Consider the following 18,186-nt stretch of genomic DNA (forward strand, 5'->3'; position numbering starts at 1 on the left):
TGTTATTTTTCCTCACTTTTCCCACGCTCTTCCCAGTCAGCGGCAGCCGGCGGGGCAGGTGCGGGTTCCGCAGCGGTCACGGCGGTGGGTGCGGTGGATGCGGTGGCGGTGGCATCCGCGGTAAGAGCGCTCTGCCCGCCCGCTACCTCGGCATCCTCCGGTGTGGCTTGCTCCGGCACGGCCTGGCCCGGTGTGACCTGCTCCGTCGATACGGTACCGGCAGGTGGCACGGAGGTGGCGGAGGTGGCTACCTCGGGCTGTGCGGCGGCGTCGTTCCGCTTCGCAACGGAAGGGCGCAGGGCGCGCCGTACCCGGTAACGCTCCCAGCACCCGCGCACCCACGTCCAAAAATCGCGCGCCCCGTAGCCGAGGGCGAAGGGCAGCAGCACGGTGAGCGCCACACAGCCGGTGAACAGCGGGGCATCCGTACCCACCTCGAGCATGCGGCCCGGACCGATTCCGCCGGTGGCAACCTGCCCGGCCAGGGCCACAATGACCAGCAGCTCCAGGGCGCCCACCCCGGCGCTCACCCAGTCACGCGGGCGGAGCGAACGGATAACACCCCAGGTCAGACCAGTCAGGACGGGAATGATGAGGAGCCAGGCGGGGCGCAGCGCCGGATCGGGCAACAAGCCGAAAATAGGTAGGCCGGGGATGGGTGCGAAACTGCCGCCCAGGGCAGAAAAGACGGCGCCGCTACCCACCGTGAAACCGGCGCCGGTCACGTAGGCCAGCGCCCATACCGCCAGCGCGGGTGCGAACAGCAGCTGGGTGAGGGTGAAGAGAATCGTGCCGGTGAGGTCCGTAAGGTAGGCGGCGTGCAGGGCCCGCACCTGCCCGAAGCCGAGCGCCAGCGCGCTAAGAACCAGGAGGATGCTCACCGCACCCAGGGTCGTGGCCAGCGGTGCGATGAGCCGCCAGCCGCGTTCAAGGATAGCTACGCCGGGCCAGGCGGGCCGCTCCAGCCAGGCACATTGGCTGGCCAGGAAACCGAGCACCGCCCCTCCCACGAGGGCGTGAAGCAACGAGGATTGCGGGAGGGAGAAGAGGCAGATCACCCCGGTGCTTCCCGCTCCGCTCAGCGTTGCGATAAGAACATCCCACCAATCTTCCACCACGATGGAGCGCAAGAAACGCACGGTGAGCCAGGCGATGAGCGCGGTGAGGAACAGCGGCATGAGGCCGATATGCCCACCCGCGGTCACCAGGGGTGAGCCGAGCGCGAGCAGCCACAGGGAGCCACCCAGGCGCGCAGCGCCCTGCCAGGTCACATCTCCGAGCAGCGGGGAGGCCGCGGTGAGGGTGTAGCCGAGCAGGCAGATGAGCACCACCGTGATCCAGGTGAGAACCACGGGCTGGATAACGGCCAGAGCGAGCGCCACGCGGCGCGAATACGTTAACATCCCCTCCATGGTGACGCGCGGAGCGGGCCGGGCCGCGGAAGAGGGCCCGGCGTGTTGCTCACCGCACGTTCACGGCGCTACCGCAGTGCGCCCTTGAGTTCGCTCACCCGTCCGGCAATATCCGCGGCGATGCTATCCGCGCTTTTTCCGGCAGCGGCCAGTTCGTGAATCCGGGAAACCAGGGCCGAGCCCACAATCACGCCGTCAGAGAGGGCGCCCATACGCGCGGCCTGCTCCGGGGAAGAAATCCCGAACCCGATGGCGCACGGGGTATCGGTAACCGAACGGATCTTCTCCACGATGGCACCCACATCGGTGGTGATATTCGAGCGCATGCCCGTCACCCCCATGGAGGAAACCACGTAGAGGAAACCGCGCGCCGCCCGCGCAATCGCTTCGATCCGATCCGAGGACGTGGGCGCGATCAGCGAAATGAGATCCACGTTGTGGGCCGCGAGCGGAGCTTCGAATTCGGCCTTCTCTTCGAAAGGCACATCGGGGAGAATCACACCGGAAACCCCCACCTCCGCACAGCGGCGCGCGAAGCGCTCCGGGCCGTAGGAAAAGACCACATTGGCGTAGGTCATAATGACAAAGGGGCACTCCAGATCCGGGCGCACCTCAGCGATCATCTCAAAAATCGCGTCCGTTGTGGCTCCCCCGCGCAGCGCCCGCTCCGAGGATGCCTGGATGACGGGGCCTTCGGCGGTCGGGTCAGAGAAGGGCACGCCGAATTCAATGAGATCCGCACCTGCCCGGCCGGCCGCGCGAATGATCTGCGCCGTCGTACCTAAATCCGGATCCCCGCAGGTGAAGAACGGAATAAAAGCCTTGCCGCGGGAAAAAGCCCGGGCGATGGGTACCTGTTTAGTCATGGATATCTTCTCCCCGGTAGCGCGCGATGGCCGCGACGTCCTTATCACCGCGGCCCGAGAGCGTGACGATAATGATCTTGCCCGGCATCTCCGGGGCGATCTTCATGGCGTGGGCGAGAGCGTGCGCCGATTCAATCGCGGGAATAATCCCCTCGGTACGCGAGAGGTATTCGAAAGCGTCCACAGCTTCCGCGTCGGTGACCGGAACGTACTCCGCGCGCCCGATATCGTGCCAGTAGGCGTGCTCGGGGCCGATGCCCGGGTAGTCCAGGCCGGCCGAAATAGAGTACACCGGGGCGATCTGCCCGAATTCATCCTGGCAGAAATACGATTTCATGCCGTGGAAAATACCTTCGGTGCCGGTGGCGATGGTGGCGGCGGTATCCGGGGTATCCACGCCCCGTCCGGCCGCCTCCGCGCCGATGAGGCGCACGCCCGCGTCGCCTACGAAGTTATAGAACGAACCGGCCGCGTTGGAGCCCCCGCCCACGCAGGCGATCACCGCATCGGGCAGGCGCCCTTCCGCCTGGAGAATCTGGGCGCGCGCCTCGCGGGAAATCACCGCCTGGAAGTCACGCACGATCGTGGGGAAGGGATGCGGGCCCATAACCGAGCCGAGGCAGTAGTGGGTATCGCTCACCCGGCCCGTCCATTCGCGGAACGCCTCACTGGCGGCATCCTTGAGAGTGCCGGTCCCGGACTTGACGGCCACCACATCCGCACCCAGCAGCCGCATCCGATAGACGTTGAGGGCCTGGCGGCGAGTATCTTCCTCACCCATGAACACCACGCACTCCATATTGAAGAGCGCGGCGGCCGTGGCGGTAGCGACCCCGTGCTGACCGGCCCCGGTTTCCGCGATGAGGCGAGTTTTCCCCATTTTCTTCGCGAGCAGCGCCTGACCCAGCACGTTATTGATTTTGTGGGCGCCGGTATGGTTGAGATCCTCGCGTTTGAGGTAGATCTTCGCTCCTCCGAGGTCGCGCGTCATCCGCTCCGCGTAGTAGAGGAGGGAGGGCCGCCCCGCGTAATTATTGAAGAGATCGGTGAGTTCGGCATTAAATTCCGGGTCATCACGATAGTGCCGGTAGGCGGCATCGAGTTCTTCGATGGCGGGCATGAGAGTTTCGGGGATGAACTGCCCGCCGTGGATACCGAAACGGCCCGGGCGCTCGGAGGTGCCGGTTTCCGGCGCGGAGCTTCCCAACGTGTGTTCTTCGCTCATGATTACTCTTTCTCCTGTCCGGGGGCGACGACGCGCGCCGCGGCCTGGCGCCACTGGGCCAGTACACCTACTTTATCCGCGCTGCGCATGAGAGCCTCCCCCACGAGCACCGCGTCGGCGCCGCCGGCCGCGAGCGCTTCCACATCCGCGGCTCCGCGCACACCTGATTCAGCAACGACGAGCGCGCCAGTGCCAATGCGGGCCCGCAGCTGACCGGCCGTGGTCAGATCCACCGAAAAATCTTTGAGGTTGCGGTTGTTGATACCGATAATGCGGGCACCGGCGGCCTGGGCGGAGTCAATTTCCGCGGCGTCGTGGGTTTCCACCAGGGCCGAAAGCCCGAGGGAATGCGCCAGTTCGAGGTACTCGCGCAGGGTAGCGGCATCCAGGAGGGAGCAGATGAGGAGCACCGCGCTGGCGCCCAGCACTTTCGCCTGGTAGATCTGGTAAGAATCCACCACGAAATCTTTGCGCAGGCAGGGCGTGGTCACGGTGCGCGCGATCTCCTCCAGGTAGCGGTCCGAGCCGAGGAACCACTGCGGTTCGGTGAGCACGGACATCGCCTCCGCCCCGGCCGCCTCGTAGGACCGGGCGATATCGAGGTAGGGGAAATCTTCGGCAATAATGCCCTTCGACGGCGAGGCTTTTTTCACCTCGCAAATGAAGCCGAGTCCGGGCCCGCGCAGGCCCGCTTCGAAGGGGAAGCTCGCAGGGTTACTCCCGGGTGCGGGCGCGAGCGCCGCGGCCAGTTCGCGCATGCGGGGCGCGGGGGTCTGTTCTTTATCGCGCGCCACCCGCTCCCGGGTGGCGGCGGCAATCTGCTCCAAAATATTAGGCACGCGAGGCCTCCACGAATTCGTCGATCTTGCGGTAGGCGCTGCCGTCGTCAATGAGGTCACCGGCCATATCCACGCCCACGGCAATGGAACGGGCCTTGCCGGCGATATACAGGCCAGCACCCGCGTTGAGCTGAACCACGTTGCGCTTAGGGCCGGTGATCTTGCCGGAAAGGATATCGCGGGTGATCTGGGCGTTTTCTTCCGGGGTGCCACCGAGCATATCGGCCGGGGTGGCGCGGTTGAACCCAAAGACATCCGGGGACATTTCGAAGGTGCGGTATTCGCCGTTGCGCACTTCGCAGACCGTGGTGGGTGCGGAGAGAGATTTCATCGAGCTTATCCTGGCCGTAAACCACGAGGCCGCGGTGGACGCCCAGGTCATTGAGGACGCGGGCGAGGGGTTCGACGAGGTATTCGTCGTACACCCCGAGGACCTGGTACTCGGGGTGGATCGGGTTGGTCAGCGGCCCGAGAATATTGAAGACGGTGCGAAAGCCCAGTTCCTTGCGGATCGCCCCGACGTTCTTCATCGACTTGTGATAAAGCTGGGCGAACATGAAGCACATACCCACCTCATCGAGGAGGCGGCGGCAGGTATCCGGATCCTGGTTGATATTCACCCCGAGAGCTTCCAGGCAGTCCGCGGTGCCCGAGAGCGAAGAGGCAGCGCGGTTGCCGTGCTTGGAGACCTTCACTCCCCCGGCGGCCAGCACAAACATCGACGTCGTCGAAATATTGAAGGAATGGGCGTTATCCCCGCCGGTTCCCACGATTTCCAGGGTGGGGAAAGGAACCTCGAAGTAGTCGGCGTGCTCACGCATGGCGGTGGCGCAGCCGGAAATCTCATCGGTAGTTTCCGCCCGGGCGTTCTTCGTGGACAGTGCGGCAAGGAAAGCTGCAGTTTGGGTGGGGGTGCTCTCCCCGCCCATGATCTCATTCATAACGGTATAGGCCTCGTCGTAGGTGAGATCCTGCTTGGAGACAACTTTAATAATGGCTTCTTTAATCATGACAACTCCGTACGTGTGGAAAGATTTTTTGGACTGCATTTTTCTGAACTGCGAGGCTGAGCGGGCTCTGCCATCGCCCCCGGGCGGCTTTCCACCAGCGGCAGCGCAGCTGCGCGTGGGTGGAGGTAGAAAATGTGGTGGTAGCCAAGCGATGCGTGGATAGTGCATCGGGGACATGGTGCTCAGGTAAATGCGGTAGGTCCCGCTGCACGGGATTCTCCTCTCAAGTGGTTGGGACGGCGCTGGTACGCCGCAGGACGCGCTTCTTAGGCGCGCCACCATCGCCAGGCCGCACCGGCCCGGACCTGTACCTTGAGATCCTGCTGCATAGCTGCGAGCTTATCCCACCCCGAACCGAGCCCCCGCCCCGGTCCATCATGCGGACAGGTGGGGCGCGGCGCGGGAGCGGCGGCGTCGTACCACCAAACGTGGGCCCGCATTATCCGCAGCCACCTGGCACGAAATTATTCTTATTTATCTTTCATCCAGAGATTCTCCGGATTTTTCGCGGGGTTTCGCAGATCCGCCCTAGTGCTTTATGCGTGCATCAGTTAACATATTCAAGTCCCGAGTAAAGAAACCCATACCTTACATGCTTTCGTGATTGAAGAAGGACACCATGAAACATTCTGTTAAGTTGGCTGCGATTGCCGCAGCCGGGGCTTTGGCACTCACATCTCTGACCGGCTGCGCTACCGACAACAAGGACGCATCCGACTCCACCGCCACCGACTCCTCAAAGGCCGCGGGCCTGTCGGTGGTGGCAACAACCAGTTACCTCGAGGATGTTATTCGCAATGTCGCCCCCGAGGCTAACGTAACCACCCTGGTCAAGCCCGGCGGTGATCCTCACACCCAGGAACTGACCACCCAGGACACCCAGGCCATTGAAAAGGCCGATCTTGTGGTGTGGACCTCCCACGATATGGAACACAAGATGATGGGCCAGCTGGAGAAGCTGGGCGACCGCCAGATCGCGGCCGCCGAAGCCATCCCGGAAGATAAGCTCCTCCCCTGGGAAGAAGACGGCAAGATCGAAGGCCACGACCCGCACGTGTGGAACTCCCCGGAGAACTGGCAGTACGTGGTGACCGCCACCGCCGCCAAGCTCGGTGAGATCGACGCCGCCAACGCTGATCTCTACAAGGCGAACGCGGAAGAATACAACAAGAAGATCGCCGCGGCCGCCGAGGAAGCGAAGGCCAAGTTCGATAAGATTCCGAAGGAAAACCGCGTGCTCATCACCGGGCATGATGCCTTCAACTACCTGGGCTCGTCGTTCGGTATTGAAATTCACGCCACCGATTTCGTTTCCTCCGAATCGGAAATGTCCGCGGTGGAACTCAACGAGCTTGCCTCCCTCATTGCCGAACGCAAGGTTCCGGTGATCTTCCAGGACAACCTCAAGAATCCGGAAGTTATTAAGCACCTCCAGGACGCGGTGCGCGAAAAGGGCTGGCACGTGGAGGTCTCCGATAACGAACTCTTCGCGGATACCCTCAGCTCCGAAGCACCCACGAACACCTACCTGGGTGCTTTCAAGTACAACGTTGACTCCATCGTCAGCGCGCTCTCGCAGAAATAGGTGATATCGATGGGAACCGCTACCACGCTGGCCTGTCAGATTGACCACCTGAGCGTCGCCTACCAGGACACGATCGCGGTGAGCGATGTATCGCTCCGCGTCAGTCCAGGCCAGGTGGTGGCGCTTCTCGGACCGAACGGCGCGGGGAAATCTACTGTTATGAAGGCATCCCTGCGCCTCGTGCCCGCCCTCGCCGGAGAGGTCGCTTTCTTCGGTGAGCCTCTCCCCCGGGTGCGTTCGCGCCTTGCTTACGTGCCGCAAACCGCCACCGTGGACTGGGATTTCCCGACCACGGTGGGCGACGTCGTGCTTATGGGTACCTACGCCCAACTCGGCTGGCTACGCCGGCCGGGCGCACGCCAGCGCGAAGCGGCCGCCGCGGCTATGGAGCGCCTGGGGATTTCCGATCTAGCCCACCGCCATATTAATGAGCTTTCCGGGGGCCAGCAGCAGCGCACCTTCGTGGCGCGCGCCCTGGCCCAGAATGCTGAGCTCTACCTTATGGACGAACCTTTCGCCGGTATCGATATCACCTCCCAGCAGGCGATTATGACGCTGCTGCGCGAACTCGTGGATGAGGGGAAGACCGTTATGATCGTGCATCACGATTTACAAACGGTTCCCGATTTCTGCGATAGCGTGGTGCTGCTCTCGGGCGGCAACCTGGTGGCGGCCGGGAGCGTGGCCGAGGCTTTCACCGCGGATAATATCGCGCGGGCTTACGGCCTTTCCGTGGCGCTCGATCGCAAGTGAGGGCGCGGCGCGATGATTGATTTTATTTCCCCGCTGGAATTGTGGGGAACCTATATTTTCCGCACCATGCTCATCGGCACCACCCTCATCGGGGTGTTTTCGGGAGTGGCTGGTTGCCTGCTCTACCTGCGCCGGCAGTCCCTGGTGTCCGATGTGATCGGGCACAGCTCCATCCTCGGCGTTGTGGCCGCATTCACCGTGGCGACGCTGCTGGGCGGTGACGGGCGCTCGATGGTGGTCCTGGTCCTCGGGGCGAGCGCGGCGGCGATGTGCGCCGTCGTGCTCACCAATATCATCGTGGCGCATTCGAAAGTGAAGCCGGATGCCGCCATGGCTATCTGCCTCTCGCTGTTTTACGGGGGCGGGATGGTGTGCCTGCGCCTCCTTACCCATTCTCACCTGCCCAATCGCGGTGGGATCGACAGTTACATGTTCGGGAATGCGGCGAATGTGCGCGCCGGGGACCTCGTGACTATCGCGGTGTTCGGGGTGCTGACCGTCGCCGTTATCCTGGCCTTCTTTAAAGAAATTAAACTGGTGACTTTCGATCCGGTGACGGCACAGTTACAGGGTTTCAGCCCGCGGGTGCTCACCCCGCTCATGCTCGTGCTGGTCACCATCGCCATCGTTATCGGGATCAAGGGCGTGGGGCTCATTCTCATGGTCGCGTTCGCGATTATGCCGGCCGCTGCCGCGCGCCAGTGGACCCACCGGATGTCCTCGATGATGGTGCTCGCTGGCGTTTTCGGCGGGCTCGCGGGCGCTGCGGGCGCATACCTGTCCGTGTGCCTGGGGAAGGTTCCCACCGGCCCCGTTGTGGTCATCCACCTTTTCGTTATTTTTGCGGCGTCCCTGCTCGCCGCGCCGCGCCGCTCCATCGTGGTGGTGGCCTTGCGCCAGCGGCGTCTGCGCGGAGATCTAGTGGCGCAGGCACGCGCTGCCGCCGCAGTACCGGCCTCCGCACAAGCAGCAACCGCAGCGACGCACCATGTAGCGACGACGACGCCCGGGGCGCCGGCCGGTGTGGCAGCGTCCGCTGCTTCGGAAAGGAGTGAGCGATGAGTTTCATCGTGGCAGTGATGTTGCTTGCGGTGGTGACCGCGGTGACCTGCGCACTTCCCGGGGTATTCCTGGTATTACGTGGGCGATCCATGCTGGTGGATGCGATGTCCCACGCGGTGCTCCCGGGGATTGTGATCGGCACGATTCTTTCCGGTTCCACGCATTCCCCGGTCATGGTGGTGTGCGCGGCGCTCATGGGTTTGGTGGTGGTGCTCGGTGCCCAGCAATTGGATCGCACCCGCCTGCTGACCGGGGACGCGAGTCAGGGCGTCATCTTCCCGGTGCTGTTCGCCTTGGGTATTTTGTTGCTATCAACCACCCTCTCCCACGTACATATTTGCCAGGACACCGTACTCACCGGAGATCTCAATCTCATGGCTCTGAGTCCGGAGCATATTATTATCGGCGGTTACGATATCGGCCCGCGCACCATGTGGCAGTTGCTCGCGGTATGCGCGCTGAACGCTGTTTTTATCGCGGTGTTTTTCCGGGTGCTCAAAACCGATACTTTCGACGGTGATTTCGCCGCCACTATCGGTTTCCCGGTGCGCGCCGTGGAGCTGGGCCTTATGATGCTGGTCTCCCTGACCGTGGTGGCGGCTTTCAATGCCGCGGGAGCGATTCTTGTGATTGCTCTTATGGTGGTTCCGGCGGCCACCGCGATTCTTTTCGCCCGTTCGCTGCGCCACCTGCTGATCCTCACCATCATCATCGCGGTTGCTGAGGCGCTCCTTGGCTTCGTGGTGGCCCTCTACCTGGATCTGGCCACGTCCGCCATGATGGCATTCACCGATGGCGTGGTTTTCCTGGCTGCGCTGGCCTGGTGCAAGCTCGGCGGGCGGGCAGCGGCACGCAGCCACCGCCGTACCCTACGCGTGCCGGCCGGTACCGCCGTGACCGGTGAGGTTACCGGAGCTACCTCGGTTACCAGGACTCCCGGGGTTACTTCTCCACTTTCGTCAACGGAGCGAAACGCAGCATCAAGCGTTTCGTAACCGAACCGAAGGCGACCTTCGCGGTGGTGGACTTTCCTCGGCCCTCAAAACCGAGGATGGTCCCCCGCCCGAAGGAGCGGTGGTCCACGATGTCACCCACCGCGAAACCAGCGGTATCTGCCGGGCCAGCGGAGCTACCTGCCGCGCCCGCCCGCGTGCTAGCCGCGTTGAACGCATTGGACGCATTGGACGCATTGCCTTCCGCGGAATCTGCTTGAGCGGCCGAGTTTGCCGTGGCGGGCACCCCGAGTTTCCCGGGTGTGAACTTGCCCGAACCGATAACCGGCCCGGCGTCGTCGTCAAAGAACGACGGCGCGCGCCGCTCCCGGCTTCCCCACCCGTATCCGGAACCGATACCGGATCCGATGCCGGCCCCCCGCACGAGATCCTGGGAGGAGCGCTCCCGGCGCCAATCAATAAGTTCGGGCGGGATTTCTTCAATGAAACGCGAGGGCGGAAATTCCTGGGGTGCACCCCACGACGAACGCGCTGCCGCCCGCGAAATATAGAGGCGTTCGCGCGCGCGAGTGAAAGCCACGTAGGCCAGGCGGCGTTCCTCAGCCAGTTCGCGCCGGTCATCTAGAGAGCGCATATGCGGGAACGTGCCATCTTCCAGACCGGTCACGAAAACAACCGGGAACTCCAGACCTTTCGCGGTGTGAACCGTCATGAGGGTGGTTTCCCCTTCAGATTCACTCCCCTCGGGAAGCCGGTCCGTATCCGAGACCAGCGAGATCTGGTCCAGCCACTCCCCCAGCGTGGCATCCGGGTTCTGGGCGGAGAATTCCACCGCGACCGCGTGTAATTCGGCCAAGTTTTCCACCCGGCTAAGATCCTGCGGGTCTTTGGATTCTTGTAGCACAGCCACGTATCCGGATTCATCCATGAGGTAATCGAGGATATCCCCGGGTTTACCGCCAGCTTCCGCTTCAGCGCGGGCGGTTTCGAGGATCCGGGCAAGGTCAGCGACGGCGCGGCGGGCCCGAGCCGTGAGCCCCGCAACCTCACCGCGCTCCGGGTGCGGACTGGCCACATCCGCCACCGCGGCACCGAAGGAAATATTCCAACGTTGGGCATGGGTAGCCAGGTGGCCCTGCGCGGTATCCCCCACCCCGCGTTTCGGTTCATTAATGATGCGGCGCAGCGAGACAGTATCATCCGGATTAGCCACCGCGTGCAGATAGGCGAGGGCGTCCTTAATCTCTTTGCGCTCGTAGAAACGGGTCCCGCCAATCACCCGATAAGGAATGCCAGAACGCACGAACATTTCTTCCAGGGCCCGCGCCTGGGAATTGGTGCGGTAGAACACCGCCACATCCCCGTACCGCACCCCGCTATCATCACGAAGTCGATCAATTTCCGTGACAACGAAATGCGCTTCATCGCTTTCCGAATCGGCAACGTAACCGGTGATCTTTTCCCCGCTACCCGAATCCGTCCACAGCTTTTTGGGCCGGCGCCCTTCATTATGGGAGATCACGGCATTGGCAGCAGAAAGAATATTTTGGGTAGAGCGATAGTTTTGCTCCAGAACCACACTGGTGGCATCCGCGAAATCTTTCTCAAAATCCTCAATATTGCGGATGGTGGCGCCGCGGAAAGCATAGATGGACTGGTCTGCATCTCCCACCACGGTGAGGGAGGAGCGCTGCGGCCCCTGCCCGGCGAGGGTGCGCACCAGAACGTACTGGGCGTGGTTAGTGTCCTGATATTCGTCTACCAAAATATGGCGGAAGCGAGTGCGGTAGCGTTCCGCAATATCCGGATGCGAGGTGAGAACCTCCACCGTGCGCATAATGAGATCATCAAAATCTAGCGCATTGGCACGCTCCAAACGATCCTGGTAGGCGGCATACGCCTGGGCCAGAACCTGCCCGTCCCGATCAGTGGCAGCCGCGGCCTGTGCCGCCGGGGTGACCAGTTCATCTTTGAGATTGGAAACCTGGCGGCTGAGCATTTTGAGTGGGTAGGCCCGGATGTCAATATTTTCTTCCCGGCACACCATCGTCATGAGACGCTGCGAATCTGCAGCATCGTAAATAGTGAACGTGGAACGCATCCCCAACGCGCGGTGTTCGGCGCGCAAAATCCGCACGCAGGCGGAATGGAAAGTGGAGATCCACATTCCGCGAGCCAAACCGCCGAGCATTGCCTCCAAGCGTTCGCGCATTTCCCGGGCCGCTTTATTGGTAAAGGTAATGGCGAGGATATTGGCCGGGTGAGCCTGCCCGGTAGCAATGAGATAGGCAATACGCGAGGTAAGTACCCGGGTTTTACCCGAGCCGGCCCCGGCGACCACGAGCAGTGGACCGCCCGTGTGCACCACCGCTTCCCGCTGGGCGCTATTGAGGCCGGTGAGGATACGCTCCGCGGCCCCGCTGGTACCACCGGGGCTGCCGGTTTCAGACGCCGCGGGCGCTGCGGACTGCGGCGCAGCATGGCCTACCGGCGCGGCCGCCCCCGCCGGCGCAGCTTCGGCCGCCCGGGCAGGTACGGGCACGGCAACCGGGCGGCGCCCCACGGTAGCCCCGGCTTGCTGTGCGGCCGCCACACGCTCCCGCAGCCGCGCGATTGTTGACTTGTACGATTCCTCCATAGCCCTTCTAGGGTACGACACCACCCCGACACAAAAAACGTTCCGAAGCTGTGTGGTGCTGTCAGTCCGGTCACCGCGGGAGTCGGTAAGCCACCCGGGTAGCTAGCCAGCCACCGTGCCAGCTGGGCTGCGGCGTCGTACCTACCGTGCCGGGTGGACCCGTACCGCGTGTTCGTTGGTGAAAGCACGCAAGCCCCAGGCGCCCTCTTCACGGCCGTAACCGGACCGGTTAATCCCACCGAATGGCCACGTGGGCGCCGATTCGCGGTGCTTATTGATAATGGTCATCCCGGCCGCGAGCCGCGCCGCGAAGCGCTGCGCTTTCTCCAGATCCTGGCTCCACACCGAGGATTGCAAACCGTAAGCGCTGCTATTGGCCAGCTCGAGGGCTTCTTCCTCATGAGCCACCCGGTAGAGCGCCACCACCGGCCCGAATACTTCGTTACAGGCGATATCGTGGTCCGCTGGAATATCAGTGAGCAGCGCCGGGGTCATATAGGCACCCGGTCGGTCAAGTGCGGTCCCGCCGTAGTGGAGATGCGCTCCTGCGGCGACGGCGCTCGCCACCCGCCGCACCACTTCATCACGTGCCGCAATCGAGGACAGCGGCCCCATATCCGTGGCCGGGTCATCATAGGGGCCCACCACGATACTCTCGATTTCCGCGCGGGCCGCCGCAAGAAATTCATCAAAAACGTTATCCAGCACGATAATGCGTTTATTCGAGGTGCACACTTGCCCCGCGTTAAAGACGCGGGTGCGCACCGCCTCCCGGGCCACCGCCCCGATATCAGCGGCATCCAGGACCACCATGGCGTCATTACCGCCCAATTCCAAGAGGGAACGCTTGATGTACTTCCCGGCCAAACTCGCAACCGCGGAACCCGCCCGGTCCGAACCGGTGAGCGACACTCCTTTGACTCGCGGATCCGCCAGGACTCTCTCCGTATCCGCGATATCCAGGTAGATATTCTGGTAAACACCCGCGGGCAGGCCGGCCTCGCGCAACAGCGCTTCGAAGGCGGCCGAGGAGCGCGGGCAGATCTCCGCCTGTTTCATAAGAATCGTATTGCCGACCATGAGTTGAGGTAGCGCGAAGCGTGCGATCTGCGAATAGGGGAAATTCCACGGCATGATCCCCAGCAGAACGCCCAGCGGCTGATGGAGCACGTAGGTAGGGATGCCGTCGCCGGCATCCAGCGGGGTGGGTTCTAGGTAGCGCGGCGCATTATCCGCGAACCAGTGGGCATGATGACTGACCGTGGCGAGTTCCGCGGCGCCGTCGCGCAACGGTTTGCCCATTTCGCGCCCGATAATATCAGCGAGTTCAGCGGTGCGCTCCGTAACGAGTTCCCCGAAGCGGTGCAGGATCTCGCTACGGAGTTCCATCGGAGTATCCCGCCACGTGGTGAAAGCATCCCAGGCAGCACCGATCACACCGGGGATAGCAGCTGCCGGTAGGGAGGCGAAGCGTTCTTCCACCTCGCCGGTATTGGGATTATGCACACGGTAGTTACTCATAACCCTAGCCTACTGTGCCACATCCCACTCCGCGCGAAAACCTGGCTATGATGGGGACATTAGTCCTAAACGAAGAAAGGAGTGGTGAACGTGGGAGACTTCTTTACCGGGGAAAGCACCCCGGGAATGATTGATTGGGCTTCGATGCCCACCTACAACACCATTATGGCCATCGCGGCCGGGGTGGGCCTCATCTTGGTTGGCAGACTGCTGGCGCAGCTGCGGCGCGCTGTCCCGGCAGCAGCCACAGAGGATGCAGATAGGGCCGTCAGTTTGGACGGTTATACCCTGGGGTTTTTCATCACCGGCCTTATTCAGACCTTGACCGGTTTGCACATGTCGCTCACCTGGCCGCTGGCCGCCGGGGGCTTCCCCTTTGACAATATTATCTTTGGAGAAACCTGCCTCGGCTTCGGGGCGCTCTTGCTGGCGGCGAGTTTCATCCTGTGGAAGCGCGGGGAACGTATCCTCACCTCCGCCACTCCCTTCCACACGTTCGCCCGGATTGCCCGGCCCGTCTCCATTTTCGCGCTGGCAATGGGCCTGGCTCTCCTGGCCATTATGTGCGCCGGGATGGTCTACCAGTTCTTTGCGGCGCCTCCGCAGGAGCCGATTTCCGGTTCCTTTGCGGCCTACCCTTGGCTGGAGTCCATTGCCCTCTCCGCGGTCTTTGGTTTGGCCGGTGTGGGCGCGATTCTCTTCTTCGGCGCGGTGCGGCTGGATGCCCGCGGGCAGGTGCGCGAGGGCGTGGTACGTGCCGCCTACTGGTGCCTGGTTATCAGCGGGGTGATCTTCATGCTCTTCGGTGCGATGAACTTCTATACCCATATCGGGCTGGTGGTCAACACCATGTAGTGCCGCCATGCTGCTGCGTGGGTGCAGCTGCGTCGTCGTACCTTCATTGTTGTGAACGACGACGCAGCATCGTCCCACCAGCGCACCACCCAGGCACGCACACACAAGGGCCGCATCCCTTTCGGGACGCGGCCCTTGGCGTCATCCGTAGCGTTTAGAAAGCCGGAGTGTTGAGCCCCAAGCGCCGGAAATGCTCCCGCGCTTCTTCCACAGCTTGCGGTGACGGCGGTACGACGTCTTCCAGTTGGTAGTCGTAGCCAAGTGAATGCCACTTGTCTCGACCCATCTGGTGGAACGGTAGAACTTCAACGCGGCTAACCGCGTTCTTCCACCGTGCAACGATCTTCGCAACGTTCTCCACGTTCTCCGGATCGTCTGTCAGCCCGGGCACAAGTACGAAACGTACCCAGATTTCTTTGCCCGCGGCAGCCAATCGATCACCAAAATCAATGGTCGGTTGCAGTTCACGGCCGGTCGTGCGCTTATACACCTCTTCGGATCCGGATTTAACGTCGAGTAACACCATGTCGATGTAGTTCATCATTTCGTCATCGACGTTACGCCCAAGATATCCGGAAGTATCGATACACGTATGGATTCCCATTTCTTTGGCACCGCGGAGCACGGTCTTGAGGAAGGCGGGTTGCATTAAGCATTCGCCACCCGAGATCGTGATCCCGCCACCCGTCGCCTTGAACATACGACGGTAGCGCTTCCAGCGCCGCAGTAATTCGTCGGAATCCACCGGCTGACCGTCCTTCATAATGAAGGTGTCAGGGTTATGGCAGTACAGACACCGCAGGGGGCACCCCGCCATGAAGACTGTCATTCGGGTCCCGGGCCCGTCCACCGCGGTCACAAGTTCCCACGAGTGGACGGAACCGAGGGTTCCCTCGCGCATCTTGCGAAGCCGTTCTTTACGTTCGATGTCATCGAGGATATCGATGCCTCCGAGACCGGCCCCCTGCAACCGACCGGTCGGCGCTTCGAAATCTTGAAGGCCGACCGGTGCTAGTCGCAACTCAGCAGACAATTGCTATGCCGAGTGATGGAAGGTACGCGAAAGAACGTCGAGCTGCTGTTCGCGGGTCAGCTTCACGAAGTTGACGGCGTAGCCGGAAACGCGAACGGTCAGGTTCGGGTACTTCTCGGGGTGATCAATCGCGTCCTCGAGGGTGGAACGATCCAGCACGTTGATATTAGCGTGGTACAGACCCTGCACCCCACCGTTATCTTCGCGAGCAGCCTTCATCGACTCGAGACGCTCTTCGTAGGTCTTAGCCATTTTTTACCTTCTTTTCTTTGTTGGGGGTTGAATCTTAGAGTTTTAGTCTTCTTCAGCCATGAAGCCGGCGTCCATAATTCCGACCAGGTTCTTGACCTGCTCGTCCTTATTGCGGCCGAGGCCAGCCGGCGTAATGGTATTCGTCAAGGAAATACCATCGAGGGCATCCTTGTAATCCAGCTTACCAACGGACATCATGGATGCCACCATGCCGTGGGTGTCCATGCCGTTCTCCGGGTTCGCACCCGGGGAGAACGGGGTACCAGCCTTGTGACCGGACGGGAAGGAACCCGTGGCCTTGCCGTACACCACGTTGGAGGTAATGGTCAGCACCGACTGCGTCGGGATGGCATCACGGTACATCGGGATCGCCTTGATCTTCGCCATGATGGTGTGGACCACGGTAGCCGCGATGTCATCAGCGCGGTCATCGTCGTTACCGTAAATCGGGAAGGTGCCTTCCGTCTTGTAATCAACAACGAGGCCGGTTTCATCACGAACCGGGTACACCTTCGCGTACTTGATCGCGGAAAGCGAGTCCGCCACGATGGACAGGCCGGCAATACCGCAACCCATGGTACGGATGATCTCCGAATCGTGCAGAGCCATCTCCACCGCTTCATAGGCGTAGCGATCATGGCAGTAGTGGATGATGTTGAGCGCTTCAACGTAGGTGCCAACCACCCAGTCAAGCATCTCTTCGTACTTCTGCCAGACTTCGTCGAAGTCGAGCGGGCCGTCCCCTTCGATCGGGGTGAACAGACCCGGCTCGGTCACCTGCTTGCCGGTCATTTCATCGCGACCGCCGTTGATGGCGTAGAGCAGAGCCTTGGCGGAGTTCACACGCGCGCCGAAGAACTGCATCTGCTTGCCCACCCGCATCGGGGAAACGCAGCACGCGATGGCGGCGTCGTCGCCCCACTGGTTACGAATCTGTTCGTCAGATTCGTACTGGATGGAGGAAGTTTCGATGGAAATAGCCGCGCAGAATTCCTTGTAGCCTTCCGGAAGTGCCGGATCCCAGAAAATGGTGATATTCGGTTCCGGAGCCGGACCCAGGTTACGCAGGGTCTGGAGCAGGCGGAAGGAGGTCTTGGTGACGAGGGTACGCCCGTCGTCACCGAAACCGGCATCCGACCAGGTGGCCCAGTAAGGATCACCGGAGAAGATCTGATCGTAATCGATGGTGCGCAGGAAGCGGACGATACGCAGCTTCATGACGAGGTTGTCAATCATTTCCTGCGCGTCAGATTCCGTAATGGTTCCAGCGGCCAGATCGCGCTCGAAGTAAATATCCAGGAAGGCGGACAGACGGCCGATGGACATGGCCGCGCCATCCTGGCTCTTCACGGAAGCGAGGTAGCCGAAGTACAGCCACTGCACGGCTTCACGCGAGTTCTTCGCCGGGCCGGAGATATCGAAGCCGTAGATTTCACCGAGGGTCTTGAGCTTCTTCAGAGCCTTGATCTGCTCTGCGTGTTCCTCACGGAAACGAGCCCAGTGCTCGGAGAAGGGCTGATCGGCCACCGAATCCTTCATGGCCTGCTTCTCTTCGATGAGCTTATCCACACCGTAGAGGGCCACGCGGCGGTAGTCACCAATAATGCGGCCACGGCCGTAAGCATCCGGAAGACCGGTAATAATGTGCGAGGAACGAGCCGCGCGAATACGCGGGGTGTAAATATCGAAGACCGCGTCGTTGTGGGTCTTGCGGTAGCGGGTGAAGATCTTCTTGATCTCCGGGTTGACTTCCTTGCCCGCTTCCTTGATAGCGGTTTCCACCATGCGCCAGCCGCCATTGGGCATCATCGCGCGCTTGAGCGGAACATCCGTCTGCAGGCCGACGACGACGTCGTCATCTTCGGAAATGTAGCCGGCGGGGAAAGCGTCAATGTCGGCCGGGGTGTCGGTGTCGACGTCGTACACGCGACGACGACGCTCCTCGGAGAGGTAATTTTCCTCAAGAGATTCCCACAGCCGGGTGGTCTTCTCCGTCGGGCCGGCCAGGAACGAAGCATCCCCTTCGTAGGGGGTGTAGTTCTTCTGGATGAAGTCACGAACGTCAATGGCTTCATTCCAGGTGCCGGACGTGAAACCCGCCCAGGCTTCCTCTGTTGGGGTATCGGTAGCAGTGCGCTCCATGTGCGTCTAACTCTCCTTGTGTCGTGTCAGTACCCGTTAT

The 18,186-nt window shown here is 61.9% G+C and carries 13 protein-coding genes and 2 pseudogenes; 5 read left to right on the forward strand and 10 right to left on the reverse strand.

Going from position 1 to position 18,186, the window contains the following annotated elements:
• Positions 1-2: 2 nt before the first annotated feature.
• From ACTFPK_RS01860 to ACTFPK_RS01885, 6 genes and pseudogenes are all read right to left on the reverse strand, one after another.
• Positions 3-1,403 (reverse strand): cell division protein PerM, encoded by a 1,401-nt coding sequence (locus ACTFPK_RS01860; RefSeq protein WP_274755751.1) that lies wholly within the window; start codon positions 1,401-1,403, stop codon positions 3-5.
• Between the two features lie 77 nt (positions 1,404-1,480).
• The gene (gene trpA, locus ACTFPK_RS01865; RefSeq protein WP_274733249.1) at positions 1,481-2,278 is read right to left on the reverse strand and encodes a tryptophan synthase subunit alpha; all 798 of its coding nucleotides are present in this window, start codon (positions 2,276-2,278) and stop codon (positions 1,481-1,483) included.
• Positions 2,271-3,503, reverse strand: coding sequence for a tryptophan synthase subunit beta (gene trpB, locus ACTFPK_RS01870; protein ID WP_126134747.1), 1,233 nt, complete (start codon positions 3,501-3,503; stop codon positions 2,271-2,273). The genes trpA and trpB overlap by 8 nt, the downstream gene beginning before the upstream one ends.
• A gap of 2 nt (positions 3,504-3,505) precedes the next feature.
• On the reverse strand, positions 3,506-4,342 hold the full coding sequence (gene trpC / locus ACTFPK_RS01875) for an indole-3-glycerol phosphate synthase TrpC (RefSeq protein ID WP_274755752.1): 837 nt from the start codon (positions 4,340-4,342) through the stop codon (positions 3,506-3,508).
• A pseudogene (trpD, locus tag ACTFPK_RS01880) lies at positions 4,335-5,634 on the reverse strand (anthranilate phosphoribosyltransferase). The gene trpC and the pseudogene trpD overlap by 8 nt, the downstream one beginning before the upstream one ends.
• On the reverse strand, positions 5,619-5,792 hold the full coding sequence (locus ACTFPK_RS01885; RefSeq protein ID WP_274755754.1) for a hypothetical protein: 174 nt from the start codon (positions 5,790-5,792) through the stop codon (positions 5,619-5,621). Before ACTFPK_RS01885 ends, trpD begins: the two are co-directional and overlap by 16 nt.
• Positions 5,793-5,971: 179 nt before the next feature.
• Here ACTFPK_RS01885 and ACTFPK_RS01890 point away from each other — a divergent pair, with 179 nt between their 5' ends.
• From ACTFPK_RS01890 to ACTFPK_RS01905, 4 genes are read left to right on the forward strand one after another with little or no spacing between them, the layout of a single operon-like run.
• Complete coding sequence (locus ACTFPK_RS01890; RefSeq protein WP_439910965.1) at positions 5,972-6,937, forward strand: metal ABC transporter substrate-binding protein; 966 nt, start codon at positions 5,972-5,974, stop codon at positions 6,935-6,937.
• A gap of 9 nt (positions 6,938-6,946) precedes the next feature.
• Entirely contained in the window at positions 6,947-7,690 is a 744-nt protein-coding gene (locus tag ACTFPK_RS01895; RefSeq protein ID WP_274755755.1) for a metal ABC transporter ATP-binding protein, read from the forward strand.
• A gap of 12 nt (positions 7,691-7,702) precedes the next feature.
• Positions 7,703-8,752: a metal ABC transporter permease gene (locus tag ACTFPK_RS01900; RefSeq protein ID WP_274755756.1), complete on the forward strand. Its 1,050-nt coding sequence runs from the start codon at positions 7,703-7,705 to the stop codon at positions 8,750-8,752.
• Positions 8,749-9,747 (forward strand): metal ABC transporter permease, encoded by a 999-nt coding sequence (locus tag ACTFPK_RS01905; protein ID WP_274733259.1) that lies wholly within the window; start codon positions 8,749-8,751, stop codon positions 9,745-9,747. The genes ACTFPK_RS01900 and ACTFPK_RS01905 overlap by 4 nt, the downstream gene beginning before the upstream one ends.
• Here the strand turns inward: ACTFPK_RS01905 and ACTFPK_RS01910 are convergent.
• Both ACTFPK_RS01910 and ACTFPK_RS01915 read right to left on the reverse strand, forming a co-directional pair.
• The gene (locus ACTFPK_RS01910) at positions 9,695-12,343 is read right to left on the reverse strand and encodes a UvrD-helicase domain-containing protein (protein ID WP_274755757.1); all 2,649 of its coding nucleotides are present in this window, start codon (positions 12,341-12,343) and stop codon (positions 9,695-9,697) included. The genes ACTFPK_RS01905 and ACTFPK_RS01910 overlap by 53 nt on opposite strands.
• A 141-nt stretch (positions 12,344-12,484) precedes the next feature.
• On the reverse strand, positions 12,485-13,864 hold the full coding sequence (locus tag ACTFPK_RS01915) for an aldehyde dehydrogenase family protein (protein ID WP_274733262.1): 1,380 nt from the start codon (positions 13,862-13,864) through the stop codon (positions 12,485-12,487).
• A gap of 84 nt (positions 13,865-13,948) precedes the next feature.
• On the opposite strand from ACTFPK_RS01915, the gene ACTFPK_RS01920 reads away from it, so the two are divergent.
• Positions 13,949-14,719, forward strand: a complete 771-nt coding sequence (locus tag ACTFPK_RS01920; protein ID WP_274733264.1) for a DUF981 family protein — start codon at positions 13,949-13,951, stop codon at positions 14,717-14,719.
• A 154-nt stretch (positions 14,720-14,873) separates the two neighbouring features.
• Here ACTFPK_RS01920 and pflA read toward each other — a convergent pair whose 3' ends face one another.
• Together pflA and pflB are read right to left on the reverse strand one after the other, a co-directional pair.
• A complete protein-coding gene (pflA, locus tag ACTFPK_RS01925) occupies positions 14,874-15,752 on the reverse strand; it encodes a pyruvate formate-lyase-activating protein (RefSeq protein WP_375712905.1) in 879 nt (292 codons plus the stop codon).
• A 3-nt stretch (positions 15,753-15,755) separates the two neighbouring features.
• Positions 15,756-18,146, reverse strand: a pseudogene (gene pflB / locus ACTFPK_RS01930) (formate C-acetyltransferase).
• Positions 18,147-18,186: the final 40 nt, after the last annotated feature.

The organism is Actinotignum sp. UMB0459, assembly GCF_051905915.1.
Taxonomy (GTDB): domain Bacteria; phylum Actinomycetota; class Actinomycetes; order Actinomycetales; family Actinomycetaceae; genus Actinotignum; species Actinotignum sanguinis.